At 62.8% G+C, this 15,376-nt stretch carries 14 protein-coding genes; 4 read left to right on the forward strand and 10 right to left on the reverse strand.

Annotated elements, in window-relative coordinates:
* Positions 1-102: 102 nt before the first annotated feature.
* From ACFPN2_RS01765 to ACFPN2_RS01780, 4 genes are all read right to left on the reverse strand, one after another.
* Positions 103-1,107 carry a FecR family protein gene (locus ACFPN2_RS01765; RefSeq protein WP_380594364.1) on the reverse strand — a complete coding sequence of 335 codons (1,005 nt, stop codon included), beginning with the start codon at positions 1,105-1,107 and terminating at the stop codon, positions 103-105.
* Positions 1,100-1,651, reverse strand: coding sequence for an RNA polymerase sigma factor (locus ACFPN2_RS01770; RefSeq protein ID WP_380594366.1), 552 nt, complete (start codon positions 1,649-1,651; stop codon positions 1,100-1,102). Before ACFPN2_RS01770 ends, ACFPN2_RS01765 begins: the two co-directional genes overlap by 8 nt.
* Before the next feature lie 130 nt (positions 1,652-1,781).
* Complete coding sequence (locus tag ACFPN2_RS01775; protein WP_380594368.1) at positions 1,782-2,372, reverse strand: helix-turn-helix domain-containing protein; 591 nt, start codon at positions 2,370-2,372, stop codon at positions 1,782-1,784.
* Positions 2,373-2,387: 15 nt separating this feature from the next.
* The gene (locus ACFPN2_RS01780; protein ID WP_380595280.1) at positions 2,388-3,236 is read right to left on the reverse strand and encodes an alpha/beta fold hydrolase; all 849 of its coding nucleotides are present in this window, start codon (positions 3,234-3,236) and stop codon (positions 2,388-2,390) included.
* A gap of 141 nt (positions 3,237-3,377) precedes the next feature.
* On the opposite strand from ACFPN2_RS01780, the gene ACFPN2_RS01785 reads away from it, so the two are divergent.
* From ACFPN2_RS01785 to ACFPN2_RS01795, 3 genes are all read left to right on the forward strand, one after another.
* A complete protein-coding gene (locus tag ACFPN2_RS01785; protein ID WP_380594370.1) occupies positions 3,378-6,263 on the forward strand; it encodes an ATP-binding protein in 2,886 nt (961 codons plus the stop codon).
* A gap of 124 nt (positions 6,264-6,387) precedes the next feature.
* A complete protein-coding gene (locus ACFPN2_RS01790) occupies positions 6,388-6,963 on the forward strand; it encodes a glycine zipper family protein (RefSeq protein WP_380594372.1) in 576 nt (191 codons plus the stop codon).
* Positions 6,964-6,980: 17 nt separating this feature from the next.
* Entirely contained in the window at positions 6,981-7,613 is a 633-nt protein-coding gene (locus ACFPN2_RS01795) for a DUF6515 family protein (RefSeq protein ID WP_380594374.1), read from the forward strand.
* Between the two features lie 72 nt (positions 7,614-7,685).
* Here ACFPN2_RS01795 and ACFPN2_RS01800 read toward each other — a convergent pair whose 3' ends face one another.
* The gene (locus ACFPN2_RS01800) at positions 7,686-7,931 is read right to left on the reverse strand and encodes a hypothetical protein (protein ID WP_380594376.1); all 246 of its coding nucleotides are present in this window, start codon (positions 7,929-7,931) and stop codon (positions 7,686-7,688) included.
* Positions 7,932-8,120: 189 nt separating this feature from the next.
* On the opposite strand from ACFPN2_RS01800, the gene ACFPN2_RS01805 reads away from it, so the two are divergent.
* Positions 8,121-9,149 (forward strand): methyltransferase, encoded by a 1,029-nt coding sequence (locus ACFPN2_RS01805; RefSeq protein ID WP_380594378.1) that lies wholly within the window; start codon positions 8,121-8,123, stop codon positions 9,147-9,149.
* On the opposite strand, the gene ACFPN2_RS01810 is transcribed toward ACFPN2_RS01805, so the two are convergent.
* The 5 genes from ACFPN2_RS01810 to ACFPN2_RS01830 all read right to left on the reverse strand — a co-directional run bounded on the left by ACFPN2_RS01810 (position 9,150) and on the right by ACFPN2_RS01830 (position 15,288).
* A complete protein-coding gene (locus ACFPN2_RS01810) occupies positions 9,150-9,872 on the reverse strand; it encodes an oxygen-binding di-iron domain-containing protein (RefSeq protein ID WP_380594380.1) in 723 nt (240 codons plus the stop codon).
* On the reverse strand, positions 9,869-10,825 hold the full coding sequence (locus ACFPN2_RS01815; RefSeq protein ID WP_380594382.1) for an NmrA/HSCARG family protein: 957 nt from the start codon (positions 10,823-10,825) through the stop codon (positions 9,869-9,871). Before ACFPN2_RS01815 ends, ACFPN2_RS01810 begins: the two co-directional genes overlap by 4 nt.
* Positions 10,826-10,842: 17 nt before the next feature.
* Positions 10,843-11,433, reverse strand: coding sequence for a diheme cytochrome c-553 (locus ACFPN2_RS01820; protein ID WP_380594384.1), 591 nt, complete (start codon positions 11,431-11,433; stop codon positions 10,843-10,845).
* Entirely contained in the window at positions 11,430-12,539 is a 1,110-nt protein-coding gene (locus tag ACFPN2_RS01825) for a hypothetical protein (RefSeq protein ID WP_380594386.1), read from the reverse strand. Before ACFPN2_RS01825 ends, ACFPN2_RS01820 begins: the two co-directional genes overlap by 4 nt.
* 97 nt (positions 12,540-12,636) lie before the next feature.
* Positions 12,637-15,288, reverse strand: a complete 2,652-nt coding sequence (locus ACFPN2_RS01830) for a winged helix-turn-helix domain-containing protein (RefSeq protein WP_380594387.1) — start codon at positions 15,286-15,288, stop codon at positions 12,637-12,639.
* Between the last annotated feature and the right edge of the window lie 88 nt (positions 15,289-15,376).

A 15,376-nucleotide genomic window follows, 5' to 3' on the forward strand; every position in this document is an offset into this window, starting at 1 on the left:
ATGTCGTAAACGGTCCATCTGATGAACCGCCTTGATGACCAAGAACCGCGGCAGGTCCCCTTCCCCCCATTCCGAATAGATCAGTTGTATTGATGCGTGAGATCAGTCGACGTAAATCTTATCGTCGCCCTCGCTGCGCACTTGCAGGCCGAAGCCATCGCGCAGCATGCTCAACAGCGCATCGACACCTTGAGGATTGGTTCTAAACGTACCGCCCACCCGCAACTCGCGAGTGCGCTCGCTCAACTCGATCCGCAGTGGCGTGTAACGGCTCAACTCATCGACCACTTCGTGCAGCGGCCGATCCTCGAAGTAAGCCGTCCCGCCGCGCCATGACACTTCACGCGCAACGTCTGTAACAGCAAGCGCACGCATATGAGTGACCGGGCCACGCAAGTCCGCCTGTTGCCCGGCGTCCAGCTGCGATGTTGGCATCTGGGACAGCGCGCCGTCGGAAGGCGCATCGACGATAGGCGTACCCGCGGCCACCTTCACTCGCCCTTCGCTGACTGTTACACGCACATCGCCTTCGCGACGATAGACATTGAACGCGGTACCGACCGCTCGCACCCATGTTCGATCGGCGACGACCCAGAACGGCCGCGAGGTATCGTGAGCGACCGTGAAGAACGCTTCGCCCCGATCCAGTCGGATCACCCGCGCGCCGTCGCTGTACTCGACTCGAACCGCGCTGTTGCTGTTGAGCTCGAGCACCGAGCCGTCGGACAGCTTGATCGACGCTTGCTGACCGATATCCGTGGCGAACGTGGCCGGCAGGCGCAAATGCCACCAACTCAACAACGCAATCGCGCAGATCATCGCAGCAGCAGCCAGCGCCGCTCCATGACGTTTCTTCGGCGCTTGAGTCGCCGACTGCATGGCGTTACCAAACGACACTGCCCGCACCGTCCGCCCGGCAGACACGAATTCCCGCCAGGTGCCCATCAGCTCGTCATAAGCACGCGCATGCCGGGCGCTGGCCCGGCGCCATTCGTCAAAGCGTGCGTAATCCTCCGCACTCACGTCGTCGGATTGTAAACGCGCGATCCAGTCGCTGGCCTCGCGCTCGGCATCCTCGACACTCGGGAGCCGATGAACTTCACTCATGGCGGTCCGTCTCCTGCCGTCCTGACACATCCCCATAGCGGCGACGTAGAAATGCGTTCGTGTCACGCAGTCCCCGCGAGATGTGCTTTTCCACCGTCTTGGTGGAGATACCCAACTGATCCGCGATCTCCTTGTAAGAGCACGCGTTGAACACTTTCAGCGCGAACGCCGCCCGACATTGCGGCGGCAGATGTTCGATCGCCGCCTTCAGCAGGCTTGCCGCCTCATCCGCAACCAGGCCGTCCTCGGTCGAGGCGCCATCGCTGTGAAGCGCGCCCAGATCGTCGATGTCGGCCACCGAATCGGTCTCGGCCACGCGTTGATGACGACGCGCGTTCCAGACCAGATTGCGCGCGGTCACGAACAAGAACGCCTTGGGTGTCCGCACTTCATCGCCCTGCTCCAGGGTGCGGGCGTAAGCCTCCTGCACGATGTCCTCGGCCGACTCGTTGGAACGGATCAGCCGGCGGACATAACGGAGCAGCCCCGAGCGGGTTTCGGTGACGAAACTGGAGAAGCGGGCGTGAGGGGTCTTCGACGGCATGTGCGTGGACAACTTTGAGCCGAACGACGCCCCCAATCAATACCTCATCGGACTGTCGCGCCCGCCCTGCCATACCTCCGGCACGGGCGTCTTCGCAACTAGGACACTTGAGTGGAACATTTCCCCCAGTTCATGTGGCGGAGGCCCCGCTCCAGCCGATGCGGGCCCGGCGCCAGGCACGGGGGCTCTCCCCGGCGAAGCGGCGGAACAGCCGGGTCAAGTGCGACTGATCCGCGAGCCCGCAGTCCAGGGCGATCTCGCTCAGAGTGGCATCCGTCGACAGCATCAGCCCCTGGGCTCGCTCGACCCGACGACGAATCACGTATTCGTGCGGCGGCTCGCCGAGACTGTTGCGAAACGCACGACCGAAGTGCGATGGATTCAAGCGCACCAGCGTGGCCAGCTCTTCGTTTCGGATGGAGCGATCCAGATTCGCCTCGATATAGCTGGTCACTTTTCGAATCTGCCAGGGGGCCAGGCCGCCCCGCGCCGGCTCGGGGCCCGTAGCATTCGCGCCCATCTCCCGAAGGATTTCAGCGGCCCGTCGCAGGCTGTCCTCGGCGGAGCCGCGCTCTTCGTCGAGCGCACTCCGGATGGCGGAACATAACTCCGCCATCGCGGAGCGCATCTTGAGATCGGCGCCGCTGCTGTCGCCGGCTTCGGAATCGCAGGTCGCGGGCACCACGCCGGTGAGCGCGATAGAGAACGTTGGATTGTTCATGGTTCACTCCAGGATTCAGCTACGAAGGAAGGCGAGCAGATCGGCATTGATCCGATCCTGATGCGTTGTGGTCAGGCCGTGCGGTGCGCCGGCGTAGTAGATCGCCTTGGCGCCCGCGATCAGCTTCTCCGATCTGCGGCCTGTGATATTCACGGGCACGACCTGATCGTCCTCGCCGTGCATGATGAGCGTCGGCACGTCGATACGTTTCAAGTCCTCGGTGAAGTCGGTTTCCGAGAACGCCTTGATACATTCGTACGCATTGCGCAGCCCGGACTGCATGCTCCAGAGCCAGAACTGATCGAGCGTGCCCTGCGAGACTTTCGCGCCTTCGCGATTGGCGCCGAAGAACGGCATCGCAAATTCCTTGTAGAACTGCGCCCGGTCCTTCGCGAGCGCCGCGCGTAGCCCGTCGAACGCTTCGATCGGTAGCCCGTCGGGATTCGTTTCGCTCTTCAACAGAATCGGCGGCACCGCTCCGATCAGCACGACCTTAGCAACTCGCTTCGTGCCGTGACGACCGATGTAACGCGCCACTTCGCCGCCGCCGGTGGAATGCCCCACCATCGTGACGCTCTTGAGATCCAACGTATCCATGACCGTAGCCAGATCGTCGGCGTAGCCATTCATGTCATTGTTCGAGGATGCTTGCTCCGAACGTCCGTGCCCGCGCCGGTCGTGAGCAATCACTCGAAAGCCCTGCTGCGCGAGGAAGTTCATCTGCCCGTCCCACGCATCGGCATTGAGCGGCCAGCCGTGCGAAAACGTGACGATCGGCCCGCGGCCCCAGTCTTTGTAATAGATCTGTGTGCCGTCTCTACTGGTGATGGTGTTCACTGCTCGGCTCCTTGGGATGGGGTGGATCTGTGCGAGGACTGTCTCACCGCCGCGTGCGTCTCCCAAGTTCAGTGGCGTTCAACAGCGTTAAACCGCGTAAACCGCCCGGGGTTGCAACTGCGAGCCGCCGAGCTATCCTCACTGCCTCCTGCACCCGATGCCCGTGTCATGAATGCTTCACACAGCGGGATCACAGCGTTCGGGCCGTTTCGACTGTCACCGATCGCTCGCGTGATCGAGCGGGACGGCGTGCCGCTCGCGCTGGGGGACCGCGCGCTCGACATCCTGATCGCATTGGTGGCGCGCTCCGGCGAGATCGTCAGTCATAGAGACTTGATCGCCCACGTCTGGCGCGATCTCGTGGTCAGTCCCGGCACGCTTCGGGTCCACATGAGCGCGCTACGCAAAGCGCTCGGCGACGGCAATGGCGGCGCGCGTTACATCGAAAATGTGACCGGTCAGGGCTATTGTTTCGTTGCCCAAGTTACCTACGACGCCGCGGCCAGCTCGCCGACGGCGCTGGCCGAGTTTCCCGATGTTGGCCACAAACGACTGCTGCTGCCCTCGAAACTGAGCGGCATGGTCGGCCGCGAACTGATGGTGCGCGAGATCGGCGATGACCTGATCGCCGAGCGCTTCATCACCATCATCGGTCCAGGCGGCATGGGAAAGACCACGGTCGCTATCGCCGTCGCGCACGACATGCTCAAAGAGTTCTCGGGCGTGGTGTGTTTCGTCGATGTCGGGGCCATCGAAGACGCGAAGCTCGTCGCCGCCACCGTCGCTGCCTCGCTGGGCTTATCGGTGCAGACCGCGGACGCGATGCCAACCCTCATCGAGTATCTGCGAACGTTGCGCATGCTGCTCGTCATCGACAACTGCGAGCACGTGATCGATGCGGTCGCAACGCTGCTCGAAACCATCTACAGACAAGCGCCGGGCGTGCACATTCTCGCCACCAGTCGTGAGGCGCTGCGCGTCGAAGGCGAGCACGCCTGCTGGTTGCCGGCACTCGCAAGCCCCTCGCCCGACTCCAGCATGAAAGCGGTCGACGTGCTGCAGTTCCCGGCGGTGCAGCTGTTCATGGAACGCGCGGCCGCCAGCGGCCATCGTTTCAAACTGGACGATGAGAACGCACCGATTGTTGCCGGCATCTGCGGCAGGCTCGAAGGGATCGCGCTCGCCATCGAACTCGCCGCGGGGCGCGTCGGCAGTCACGGTATCGCGGCCACCGCCGACCTGTTGAACAAGAATCTCGGTCTCGATTGGCACGGACGACGGACCGCTCTGCCCCGTCATCAAACATTGCGTGCCCTGCTCGACTGGAGTTATGGACTGCTGCCCGAGGCCGAACAACTTGCGCTGCGCCGGCTGTCGGTTCTGGTCGGTACCTTTACGCTCGAGGCGGCCTGCGCCATCGCACGCGGCGGGCAGTCGGATCGGGCCGCGATGCTCAACACACTCGATGCGCTGGTCGCCAAGTCGCTCATGTCCGCGCAGGTCGGCGACGACCGCACCGAGCGCTATCGGCTGCTCGAAACGACGCGCATCTATGCTCGGGAAAAGCTGCAGGAAAGTGGCGAGTCCACGCTCACTGCACGACGCCACGCTGAGCACTTCGCGACGCTCCTCAATTCAACCCACGGTGGACAGGTCGACCTCGAGTACACGGGCCGTTCACATGCACTGAGAGAACATCTTGGCAACGTTCGCGCCGCGCTCGAATGGTGTTTTTCTCAAGACGATAAAGTTGCAAATGCAGCGTTGGCGGTCGACCTCGCCGCGGCCGCTGCGCCGGTGTTCTTCGAGCTCTCCTTGTTGAGTGAAGCCTACAAATGGAGCGCCGCCGGGCTTGGTGCCCTCGATGACAACACACGCGGCAGCCGGCGCGAGATGCTGTTACAAAGCACCTGGGCGATTTCGTCCATGTGGATGCGAGGAAATAGCGAAGACGTGTTGACCGCTATCGCCCGCGGCCTGCAGCTCGCACATCCCCAGGACGAGCCGTCGCAGCGCCTGCGAATGCTCGCGACACGCCATCTGTTTCTAACGCGCGTCGCCGACTTTCGTGGCGCGCTCACCGCGGCGAAAGAATGGGATGTCGTGGCCCAGCAAGCTCGCGATGTGACTTGTCTCGCGATCTCGGATCTGATGCAAGGCGTCGCTCGACATTTCCGGGGCAATCAGGCGGCCGCGAAACGTCACTTCGATGCCGGCTTCGATCAGGCAGGCGAGCGAAGTCTGCAACTGTGCGGCAACGATCACCGAGTGCGAGGGTTGATCACCCAGTCCCGCACCTTGTGGCTCTCAGGGCTTCCCGATCGAGCGATGGAGACTGCCCGCCGCGCGGCCACCACGGCGCTCCGATCAGGGAAGCCGCTCGATACCTGTTTCGCACTGATGTTCACGACGCCTGTGTATTTGTGGTGCGGCGAGTGGGATGCCGCGCAGGACGTGCTCGAACAGCTGGTGAATCACACGCATTGGCCCGTGCTCAAGCCTTTCCACTCGAGCGAGGTCGCGATGCGCGGCGCACTGCTCATTGGGCGCAACGAGGCGGCGCAAGGCACGCCGATGGTCCAGACGGCTCTCCAGCAGATGAAGGACGAGCGGCAAAACGTCATTGGAAGTTTCATCGCGTGCTGGCTGGCGGAGGGATTGACGACGATGGGCCGATCGGAAGAAGCGCTCGGCGTCATCCGCAATGCGCGACGCGACGCTGCGAATCGCGCCGAAGCTGTGCTCTTGCCTGAGCTGTTGCGTCTACAGGCTCGGACGCTGCTTTCCATGTCGGAGGCAAACGAAGCGCAGGCCGAGCGTCTGCTGATTCGATCCTGCACGATCGCTCGTCGACAGTCCGCGCCGTCATGGGAACTGCGCTCAGCGCTGGATCTCGCACGCATTCAGGCTCGACGAGGTCATGGCATAGAAGCCCGCCAGCGACTCGCGCCGATCAACGATAAATTCACCGAAGGGTTCGCGACTCAGGATTTGCGGGCAGCAGCGCAGCTGCTGGGTGAGCTCGATCCACTCGCCACGCGTGCCGCGGTCTAGCCTTTGACCGCGACAAGTTGCGCAAGTTGCCTGAACGATGTGTGCGCCCGAACAATTGATTACAACCTGTCGCACCTGACTGCGGGATGCTTGGAGTCACGATGTCACGCCCCAGGTGAACTTCGTGGACACCGCGAAACGAGCTGTACTTTCCATTGCCGCCTGCCTGAGTCTCGGCGCCTGCGCATCGACTCCCCCGACGGTCAGTAGCCCACCGCCCGCGCCGCCCGTGGCCGCGCCTGCGCCGCCGCCTGCCCAGGACTCCGTCGTCTACGCTTATCCACTCCGGGATCAGACGCCGGAACAACAGGACCGCGATCGTTACGAGTGCCATCTCTGGGCCGTGAAGCAATCGGGATTCGATCCGAGCGCCCCCAATCTTCCACAACACACTCGCATTCGAGTCGTGCGAGCGCCCGAAGCGCCCAGCTCGATTCCTGGTGCTGCCGTCACCGGTGCCGTGCTCGGCGCCATCATCGGCGGTCCGCACGCGAGCGGCGAAGGCGCTGCGGTGGGTGCTATTGCTGGAGCCGCTGTTGGAGCCGCGACCGATGCACAACGCGACCAGCGCACTCAGGAGATATCGCAAGCCCGTAGCGACGCGCAACGAAGCCGCGATTCAGCAGTCGAACAGAAAGCGGGCGACTATCGCCGGGCAATCGCCGCTTGTTTCGCCGGCCGCGGCTACAGCACGAATTGATCGGAAGATTCTTTGTCATGAATACGCGAATGAGTTTGAGCTGGTTGGCGTGCGTTGCCTTGTGTCTCACTCAAGTGGCTCACGCCGCGCCCGGCCCCGACCGTGACCGCGGCCCCGATCGCAACTATCCCCGCGAAGGTTACGTCGTCCGCTCTCTGCCTCGCGAACGACACGCCATCGTTGCCCCTGGCGGCAGTCGCTACTTCTATTCGCGCGGCGTCTGGTACGCACCTCGTGGGCCGAGCTTCGTGGTCGTCCACGCACCCATCGGTGTGTTCGTCCCCGTGTTGCCGCCCTTTTACTCAACCGTCTGGTTCGGCGGCGCCCGATATTTCTACGCTGACGACACCTATTACCTGTGGCGCGAGCGAGAACGTTCCTATGAAGTCGTCGACCCGCCTGAGCAGGCCGCCAGCCCCTCGAGCAGCGCCGGCAGCGACGATCTCTTCACGTATCCGAAGAACGGCCAATCGGCAGATCAACAAGCCAAGGACCGCTATGAATGTCACCGCTGGGCGAAAGACGAAACCCAGTTCGACCCGACCCAACCCGGCGGCGGCGTCGCCGATACTCAGAACGCCAGCAAGCGCGCCGACTATCGACGCGCGATGACGGCGTGCCTCGAAGGACGCGGCTATAGCGTCAAGTAACTGCGAACCCCAAACTTCACTCGTCACCCGAGGTGCATTTCATCGTAGTCATCATCCGGCAATAAGCACGCCCTATAAAGCGGGATTCGTTGATCTTCCAAGAGCTACCCAAAAAGGCTGATCGCCGAAGACGGCGATGGCGAGGACATCGACGGCGGCACCACCGGCCTGCGCGGCTTGAGTCTCGATAGCGAAATGTTTGCTTTCGCGGAGAACTCGACGCCGCTCGATCTGGAGCCGTTCGGTGAAACCGGCATCGGCCGCAGTGAATACGCCGGCGTACAGTTCGGCCCGGGCGGCCACTGGCTGTTCTGCCATTTGCAATATCCTGGCACGACCTACGCGATTACCGGGCCCTGGGAACGCGGCTGTCTCTAAGCGATCGTCGGGCGCGTCGCAACAACTTTCCTGCTTCCGTTCGAGGAGCCAAGCTCCTTATCATTCGCTCTCGCCTGCACGGACCGCAGATCTGAAGGACTTCCCTTCACTCTGTTCGTGAGCATCGTCATGAGCGAATCTCCCAACGGCCTCGCGCGTATCCTGGAAGTCGGCTTCGGCTTCTGGCCATCGAAGGTCTTGCTGACCGCCGTCGAGCTCGAAGTCTTCACCAAGTTGGGCGCCAACGCGATGACGGGTGAAGAGCTCGGTCGCGCGCTATCACTGCATCCGCGTGGCATTTGGGATTTTCTCGATGCGCTCACCGCGCTGCAGTTTCTCGAGCGCGACGGTGACGGAATCAACGCGCGCTACCGAAACACGCCGAGCACCGCGCAGTTCCTGGACAAGAATCAGCCGGCTTACATGGGCGGCATTCTCGAAATGTGCAGTCACCGCCTGTTCCGATTCTGGAGCGATCTGAGCGAGGCGCTGAAAACGGGCCGGCCACAAAACGAGATCAAGAGCACCGGCAGCTCGATGTTCGAAGCGCTGTATGCGGACCCGGCGCGACTCGAACAGTTCATGAGCGCCATGCGCGGCATCTCCACACCGAACTTTCAAGCACTCGCCGAGAAGTTCGACTTCTCAAAGTATCGAACCCTCTGCGATGTGGGCGGCGCGACCGCCCTGCTCTCGACGCTGGTAGCGACACGTCATCCGCATCTGCAATGTGTGAGTTTCGATCTGCCGCAGGTCGAGCCGATCGCAAGACGTTGGATCGACAAAGCGGCGCTTTCAGATCGTGTGCAAGCCGTGTCGGGCAATTTCTTCGAGCAGCCGCTGCCGCGCGCCGACGTCGTCACCATGGGCCTGATACTTCACGACTGGAATCTGGAAAAGAAACAGCACCTGATCCGGCTCGCCTATCAGGCGCTGCCGCCCGGCGGTGCGTTGATCGCCATCGAAAACTTGATCGACGATGCGCGCCGCGAGAATGCGTTCGGTCTGATGATGTCGCTGAACATGCTCATCGAATTCGGCGACGCCTTCGATTTCACCGGCGCGGACTTCTGGACCTGGTGCCAATCCGCCGGCTTCCAGCGTTACGAAGTCCTGCACCTGGCAGGTCCGTGTAGCGCCGCCATCGCTTACAAATAGCTAGACGAGCCGGGCCCCCAACGCTCGCAACAACTGTGCGCCGTCGCCCTGCCACGCGCTCCCGTGCATGACCGCAAGCGTCGTCGGCTCATGATCCGCGAGTTTGTCGAGTATCGTCGCGGTCTGTGGCGCGTGGGCGAAGTAATCCATCGGGCGACGGAACGCTTCGCTCGGCTCGAGAATGTCATCGGTGGTGAGCGCTCGTTCGCCCTTACCGCCTTGAGTAAACAGATCGCCGCAGAAGAACGTCCGCGTCGTCATTTCCATCAACAATCCGCACTCCCAGGAATGCGGGACGTGCGGCGTAAAGAACCAACGGAACCGACGCTTGCCGGTGACGAACTCCTCACCATCCGTTAGTGCGCGCGGTGGACGGTCGGCAAAGTCGCCCACGCTCGTCATTGCGGCGATGTGGCTGCAGAACGGCACAGCCTGCGGAGCCGCCGCGAGGAAAGAATTCAAGGCGCCGCATTCATCGGCCTCGAAATGCGACAACCCCACATGCCTGAGATTTTCAACCGGGATCACGCTGGCAATCGCCGCCTGGACGACCGGAAACAAGCTGCGCTGGCCGGTATGAAACAACACCGGCTCGTCGTCGACGACCAGGTATTGATTGAAGTTGAAGGCCCGGCCCGGACCGATCGCGACGGGCGTATTGATCCGGTAGATGCCCTCGCCGATCTCCTGGATGTTCGTGCCGGTCGTGGTGTCGGTAATCATGATGTCTCCCGCAACGACGCTCGCAAACGATCGCGATGAAGGGCAGCCCACTGGCCGAAGCTCAGCAGCCCCGGATGCAGCTCACGCGACAATGCCACCGGCCGCTGTGCGGAGAATTCGGCGTTGAAGTCGCAGTAGTATTGAAACATGTTGGCCAAATCCTCCGCGCCTGGAAAGCCGAGTTGCGCATAAACGGCGTGCGGCATCGACACATGCCGGACTGGCTCTCCCAAAACCGCGGACAGCTCCGCACTCATCTCACTGCCCGTCAGGTGTCCGCCGGCAATGCCGACCGTCTGCCCGATGAAGCGCGATCCGCGCTTGAAAATCCCGAACGCACAGGCACCGATGTCCGCGGCCGCGATGCCGGCCAGCTTCTGCTCGCCCATGGGCAACAAGAAGTTCAGGGTGCCATCCTCGCCCCGTCGCGGGCCCATCCCGAAATAAATCAGATTGTCCCAATAGAAGGATGTCCTCAGAAACGTGGTCGGCAATCCGCGAAACAACGCATCGGACTCGCCCTTCGCATCGAAGTGGGGCACTTTGTAACGCTGCATCAGCGTGGGCATGCGCTGGTCGTGCAAAGGCACACGCTCGCGAGTGTCTTCGAGCGTGGACCAGATAATGTGGCTCACATCAGCGCGACGGGCCGCATCCGCGATGTTCTGGGCCTGGGAGTGTTCGCGCTCCGGAGAGAAATGCTCCCAGAAGTTGGTCACCGCATACACACCGTGGGCGCCCTTGAATGCCCGCTCCAGACTCGCGGGATCGTCCAGATCGCCGAACACGACTTCCGCCCCCTTCCCGGCCAGCTCACGCGCGGCGGGCGAATCGATCTTGCGGCTGATCGCGCGCACGCTGAACGCGCGATCAGGATCAGAAAGAATCGAGCGCACGAGGCCGCCCCCTTGTGCACCGGTGGCGCCAACGACAGCAATGATTGGCTTGGTCATGAGCAACTCCTCGAGCGTTAGTGTTCCGTCGCCGCAGTCGTCGCAGCTACCGGCGGCGGCAGCGGCTGGGGCACGCGGTTGCTGACTGCGGGTATCGTCTGCAGATAGGCGAACACTGCTTCCAGATCAGCATCGGTCATTTGTTTGTACATGGGAATGGGCATGGGCGGCAGGATGGGCCGACCGCGGCCGAGGTGACGACCGCTGCGGATCGTGTCTTTGAAATTACGCACCGTCCAGCGACCCAGCCCGGTTTCCTGATCCGGCGTGAGGTTCGCGGTGAAACTCACACCCCAGGGCCCGGCCCAGGCGGTGTTGGTCGCAGCGAACGATGAAGTCCACGGGCCCGGCGGCAAGGTCGGTGCCGTCGGCATCGTCAGCGACTCGGGGTGACCGGACAGCATACGACTCATATCCGGCTCAGGCCCGTTCGGCCCGACCTTGAGCGGTGTGTGACAGTCGTTACAAGCGGTAATGGTCACGAGGTATTTACCACGCGCCACTTTGCTGTCGGCTGGCGTGACCTCCTCGCCTGCGCTCGGCGTCGCGACGCCCAGCAGGAACACACACGTTGGAATGATCGTAAGGAACGAGGCAGCGGGTTTCATCTTGTTGACTCCCTGGAGGTGGATGGATTCATGTCGTGGTCGATCCAGCGCGCGATCAGCGCCAGACCTTCGGAATCAGGCATCGCCGTGCCAAGTGGCGGCATCTGTACGCTCGCGTCGCGCGATCGCATCCTCATCAGCAACGCGCTGTCATGAGACGCACCCGGCGAAACGAGCGGCACGGCTGTGGTCGTGCCCGGCAATCGGAACTGGGCGGTGGAGGATCGCAACGATCGCAAGACCTTTTGCGAGCTGGCCGGATCGGCGACGCCTTGAGCCAGCCGCAAGTCGATAGGCACCGACGCATCCGACGAATCGGTGTGGCAATGACCGCAGTTGCCATGCAGATAACCCAACGCGGCGCGCTCCGTCGGCGATGCGGCGCTGATACGCGGCGGCGTCTTGATCAACGACTCCGGTAGATTTCTTACCAACCCACGCTCGATCAACTGACTCAGATCGACTTCATCTGAACGGGGCGACTCGCCATGCGCGGCCAGCGGATCGCGATCGGGCGAGAGCTGCAGCGCGCTGAAGCCCAACACCGGCACGGCAGGTCCTTCGTGACAGGCGCGACAATCCGACTCGGAAGGAATGGAATATTTCCGTGGCTCGGTGCTGTTCAGCGCGAGCGAAGGAATTCCGTCTCCCGACGCGAGCACGGCGTCTTTCTCGTCCTCGCTCCAAACGTAGGTCGCGTATCGCCACGACCCATCGGCCAGACGCTCGATGAACCGCGTCTCCACGCGCCGCTCCAATCGAAATTCCTTCCACAGCCGCGTGCCCTCCGGAAACTCCCACGCCGAGGGACGACTCGCATCGATGAAAGTGCCGGGCGGCAGATAGATCCAACGCCGCTTGATCGCGCCGTCGGACCACAGCGGGTATTGCGGAGAGAACGACACGACCTCCGGATGCACTTCGGTCGTCGAGCCTTTGACGAACAGGCCGGTGTCACTCAGGTGCACAGGCAAGGGTTGCGTCGACGCGGCCGCATCGACACGAGCAACAGGCACCACGCCCAAAAGGACAATGATCGCCGCAGCCATGAGAACTTTGCCCGAAAAAGCAGTGATCGCCGCAGCCATGAGAACTTTGAAACTCATGGCGAGATGGTGCTCCCATGCCTTGGCATGGGCATCGCCTGCAGTGGGCTATCCGCGTGGCCTCAATGGGCCATGCCGCGGGCCATGCCCATTAGTATCAGAGCTGGCTTCGATAGGTTTGCACGGCTTCGGCCCGCGAAGTCACGCCCAGTTTGTCGAGAATATTGGCGACATGGCGCTTCACCGTATGCGGGCTGAGATCGAACGCACGTGCAATGAGTTTGTTTGTATCGCCCGCGGCGATGCGCTGAAGAATTTCGCGCTCACGCAGGGTCAGCCGGTTCTGGCAGTCCGTCTCATTCCCGACGACGCTCGCCGGCTGACCCCGCTTGGCCCAATCGCGAAGCTGGGCGAGCTGGACTGGCTCGAGCTCATCCCGCCACGGCGCCGCGGCCAATCGCGAAATCGCGGCCGGGCCCGCCAGCAACGCGCCGCCGATTTCTCCCGTCGCCGCCACCTCATCAAACAAAGGACGCAAGACGACAGCCGCCTGCGCACGACGACCCAGCGCTAGCAGAGAACCCGCGTAGCGAACTCTCGCTTCATGGGCCTGGCCGATGATATCGATGGCCGTGTCATCGACCAACGCACGCGACCAATGTTCGCACGCCTCGGCATGCCGACCGTCAATGGCAGCCAGACGCGCTGGCAACGTGAGCAACGGTGCACGTAACATCGGCGCGTTGGTGATCCGCTCCGGCGGCGGCATGCGAGCGGCGAACTCTCGCAACGATTGAGCATCGCCGACGGCATCGGCTATCCGAATGCCGTAAAACAAATAGTGCCCCAGCATCGACGTAGACTGGCCGAGACGAATGTGCGAGTCCTCGTCGAAGTAAGCAAGCAGCTCGCGCATTGCCTGCAGGGCGGCGTTTCGATCGCCGGTCATGGCGTGGGCCGCCGCCCGGAAGGTATTTAGAAACATCTTCAAGTTGGTCGGCATGCCGAGCCAACGCGCGTCGGCCTCGGCAGCGACGATCAACTCCATGGCCTGCTCACGCTCCCCGCGCCACAATGCGAGCCACGCGGCCATCACCGTCGCAATCGTCTGCATCTGAGAAGGCGCTTCGATACCCCGACGCATTGCCGCCTCGACGAAGCGCGTCAACGGCTCACGCATTCCCGGCAAGCGCACGTACAAGGGTCGGCCGAACACGTGAATCCAGATCTGCGTGCCGTCGAGCCGCTCGAGCAGTTCTACCGCCTTGGCATAGCGGCCCGCGACCGCACCGAAATCGCCGCTATCGAGTGCGTGCCACGCATGCAAGGCGAACGCAACGACTCGCGTATCCAGATCGAGCGCGTCCCAGGAAATCTCGGCCAGCTTGACGGCCGATTCGGCGGGCGCGCCCTTTCCGGTCAGCGCAATGGCCTCGGCAATCAACGCGCGCTGGCGCAGTGGCTCGTCTCCCAGTCGTGAAAAGCCTGCGACCGCGTCGCGAGCATCATCGATCATTTGCGACCAGTCCCAGCGCCACCATGCGGTCCACGCACGCACCAGTGCAATCATCGGCGACGACTTGCGTCGCTCCGCCGGGAACTGCGCGATCAATCGCGGCACAGCCTCGACGACACCATTGGCGAGAAGTTGGCTGGCCACATCGTTGAGTGTGGACTCCGCCTCCGCCCATGCCCCCACGCTGACGAGAAACGACAGCCGGCGAATCGGATCCGGCTCGCTATCCGCGGCCGCGCGCAGCAGATTCGGCACTTCATCGGGCAGCTCGCGTCGCAGTCGATCGTTCAGACATTCGCGAAACAGATCGTGCAACGTCAGCGTCAGCTCCGGGCCATCGCGCACCGTGACGAACAGATCGCGACGTTCGATTTCATCGAGCAGCGCGGCCGCACGTGGATTCCCTGAGATCGCTGAGCAACGGGCAACGGTCAGTTCCGGCAGGACCGAACAACGCATCAGAAACGTCCGCAGCTCGACCGACATGTCATCGAGCACTTCGGCCGCGAGATAATCGAACACCTGTCGATCCAACGCTCTCGCCGGCGCCGGCCGCGTCGTTTCCTCCCCTGAACGGATCGCGCTCAAAGTGAGACGCAGCGCCGCCGCCCACCCGCGTGTGCGTGCAAGCAGACGGGTCACGTCGGATTCCGCAATCGCATGTCCGCTCGCAGCGATGAGTGAGACGATCTCGTCGCGATCGAAGCGCAGCTGTGCCTGACGGATCTCGACCAGATCGTCCGTTGCACGTAACCGGGCCAGCGCCAAAGGCGGATCGTTGCGACTGCCGATCACAAAGCCCCAGCGCTCCGGCAACCGTTCGAGCAACAAATCGACGAACTCGAACACCTCGTCATCGGTGATGCGCTCCGCATCGTCGATGACGATGAGACCACGCGGCGAGTCGCAGGCCGCGAGCGCATTCAACAACTCGTTGGCGACCGCACGTCGCTCGCGGGAGGAATTCACAGCTGCGGCCACCAATGCATCCGGCGCCGTTCGCCAGGGCAAGTCGAACGCTTCGAGCGCGGCAAAGAGACAAGCCAGGAAACGATGCAGATCATCGTCCTCGTCAGCCCCGATCCAGGCGACGGCGGTCCCTTCGGGCACCAGTTCGAGTTGTCTGGTCAGTGCGGCGGTTTTTCCGAAACCGGCCGGCGCGACCAGGACCGTCAATCGGCAACTCGCCAACGCCTGCGCCAGCCGGCGCTCGAGCGTCGGGCGCACGACCAAATGCCCCCGCGAGCGTGGCGGCCGGATCTTGGTGAGCGCGAATGCCGAGGATGACGACACTGGGTCGACCCGAGCTGTAGCTTTTTCCGGATCATACCCAGGGATCGGGACGCGCAACACTCGCTAAAAGGGCCAGACCCCGCCTCGG

The organism is Steroidobacter flavus, from assembly GCF_042651805.1.
Lineage (GTDB): Bacteria > Pseudomonadota > Gammaproteobacteria > Steroidobacterales > Steroidobacteraceae > Steroidobacter > Steroidobacter flavus.